2 protein-coding genes are annotated in these 2307 nt (G+C 43.3%); one reads left to right on the forward strand and one right to left on the reverse strand.

The annotated features are described in order from the left end of the window. Positions 1 to 7: 7 nt before the first annotated feature. Positions 8 to 1891: a propionyl-CoA synthetase gene (locus tag H5072_RS17210; protein WP_182694239.1), complete on the reverse strand. Its 1884-nt coding sequence runs from the start codon at positions 1889 to 1891 to the stop codon at positions 8 to 10. A 186-nt stretch (positions 1892 to 2077) separates the two neighbouring features. Between H5072_RS17210 and H5072_RS17215 the strand changes: the two genes are divergently transcribed. After that, positions 2078 to 2307 (forward strand): NUDIX hydrolase (locus tag H5072_RS17215; RefSeq protein ID WP_182694240.1); only part of this gene is annotated, 230 nt, incomplete at its 3' end.

The raw sequence follows: 2307 nt of genomic DNA on the forward strand, positions 1-2307 counted from the left end.
GTTGGGTTTATCTTTGCGTTAGTTGTTGGTTTATTTCTTCAAAGATACTGGCATCATCTATGGTTGAAGGTATTTGTAGCTCTTCGCCATCAACCAATTGGCGCAAATTTTTACGCAGTATTTTACCCGAGCGTGTTTTGGGCAACCTATCTACGCTAACTATATTTTTAAGGCACGCAATAGCGCCAATCTGATTACGAACACTTAAAACAAGCGCTTCTTCCACGTCGGTACTTGAGCCCATAAAATCATTTTTAAGCACGATCATTCCCATAGGAAGTTGCCCCTTTAGAGGATCGTTCACACCAAAAACAGCGCATTCAGCAACAGCAGGGTGCGCGGCTACTATCTCTTCCATTTCGCCGGTAGAAAGCCTATGGCCTGCTACATTTATAACGTCGTCGGTTCTGCCCATAATAAATAGGTAGCCGTCTTCATCAATATAACCACCATCGCCAGATAAATAATAACCTTCGTATTCATTTAGGTAGCTTGCTTTAAAGCGCGTGGTATCTTGCCAAATAGTTGGTAGGCAACCTGGTGGAAGTGGCAGTTTAATTACCACGGCGCCTTGCTCGTTAGCTGCGCATTCATTGCCATCCATATCTAATATTCGCACGTCAAAACCTGGAGTAGGGACGGTAGAACTACCAGGTTTTGTTGCTAAGTACTCAAGCCCTACAGGGTTACAAGCAATAGCCCAGCCGGTTTCGGTTTGCCACCAATGATCGAGCACTGGCAGTTTGGTTTTTTCTTTAAGCCACTCATAAGTGGGAGGGTCTAACCGCTCGCCAGCTAAAAATAAACGTTTTAAGCTTGAGGTATCGTATTGATTAAAACCATCGGCATTGGGGTCTTCTTTTTTGATTGCTCTAAAGGCGGTGGGGGCACTAAATAATGCATTTACTTTATATTCTTCAACCACGCGCCAAAATGCGCTGGCGTCGGGGGTTTTAACCGGTTTACCTTCATATAATACGGTCGCACAGCGATACATTAGCGGTGCGTAAACTATATAAGAGTGCCCAACTACCCAGCCAATGTCAGACGCTGCCCAAAATACGTCGCTGGGCTTCATACCATAAACGGTTGCCATGCTGTATTGCATTGCCACTGCGTGACCGCCATTTTCGCGTACTACGCCTTTGGGTGTGCCTGTCGTGCCCGAGGTATATAAAATATAAAGCGGATCATCTCCATTTACAGGCACCGGATCTGCGCTTGCAGCTGTTTGCATTGCCTGAGTCCAATCTATGTCTCGTTTAGGCTTAAGAGTGGCGGTTACTTGTGGACGCTGATAAATAACGCAGTGTTCTACTTTGTGCGCAGCTAAGTCTATTGCGTTATCAATAAGTGGTTTGTATTCAATAACGCTGTTTACTTCAACACCGCATGAGGCGCTAAGTATAAGTTTGGGCTTGGCATCATCAATGCGTACAGCTAATTCGTGTGCAGCAAACCCACCAAATACCACCGAATGAATAGCACCAAGACGAGCGCACGCCAACATACCAATAACAGCTTGTGGGATCATTGGCATATAAATAACAACGCGGTCGCCTTTTGTAACACCTAACGATTGTATTACGCCTGCAAATCTAGCAACTTCTTGTTGTAGTTGTGAGTAGCTATAAGTTTGCTTTGTATTAGTGACTGGGGAGTCGTAAATCAGTGCAGTTTGCTCGCCAAATCCGGCAATAACGTGTTGGTCTAGTGCTAAAAAACTGGTGTTTAATTGCCCGTCACTAAACCAATGGTAAAGCCCGTCGTCGTCTTGTGTGTATGCTTTTGTGGGGGGGTTATACCACGGAATATTTTTACTTTGTTCGAGCCAAAATTGGGCTGGGTTTTGTTTAAAACCCTTATATTGCTGTTTATATTTGCCTGACATGTAAGGCTCCTAAAACTAAATTTGTGTGTGAGAGACCTTACAAAATGTAGGCTTTTTTTAGCAAGCAAGCTATTCGACCTTGGTCGGCTAAAAGTTAATCAATACACTGGTTTTAAAAATACAAAATTGACAACACAAAGCGTGTGGTTCAGCATGGCGGGCAGTAAAAATAAGAGAAAATACGATATGAGTAACGTAGTAAGAGTAGGGGTTGCGGTTATCATAAAGCATCAAAACACAATTTTACTAGGTGAGCGCATTGGCGCGCATGGTGCTAATACATGGGCAACACCTGGTGGACATTTAGAGTTTGGTGAAAGTGTTGAACAATGTGCAATACGAGAAGTGTTTGAAGAAACAGGTTTAAAGGTAAGTAAAGTTACTAAGCTTGATTTTACCAATGATATTTTTACAGC

It is taken from the genome of Pseudoalteromonas sp. SR45-5, from assembly GCF_014163565.1.
Lineage (GTDB): Bacteria > Pseudomonadota > Gammaproteobacteria > Enterobacterales > Alteromonadaceae > Pseudoalteromonas > Pseudoalteromonas distincta.

Coding starts and splice junctions, on each gene's coding strand:
- H5072_RS17210 (WP_182694239.1), bottom strand. CDS start 1,891: ATGTCAGGCAAATATAAACAGCAATATAAGGGTTTTAAACAAAACCCA.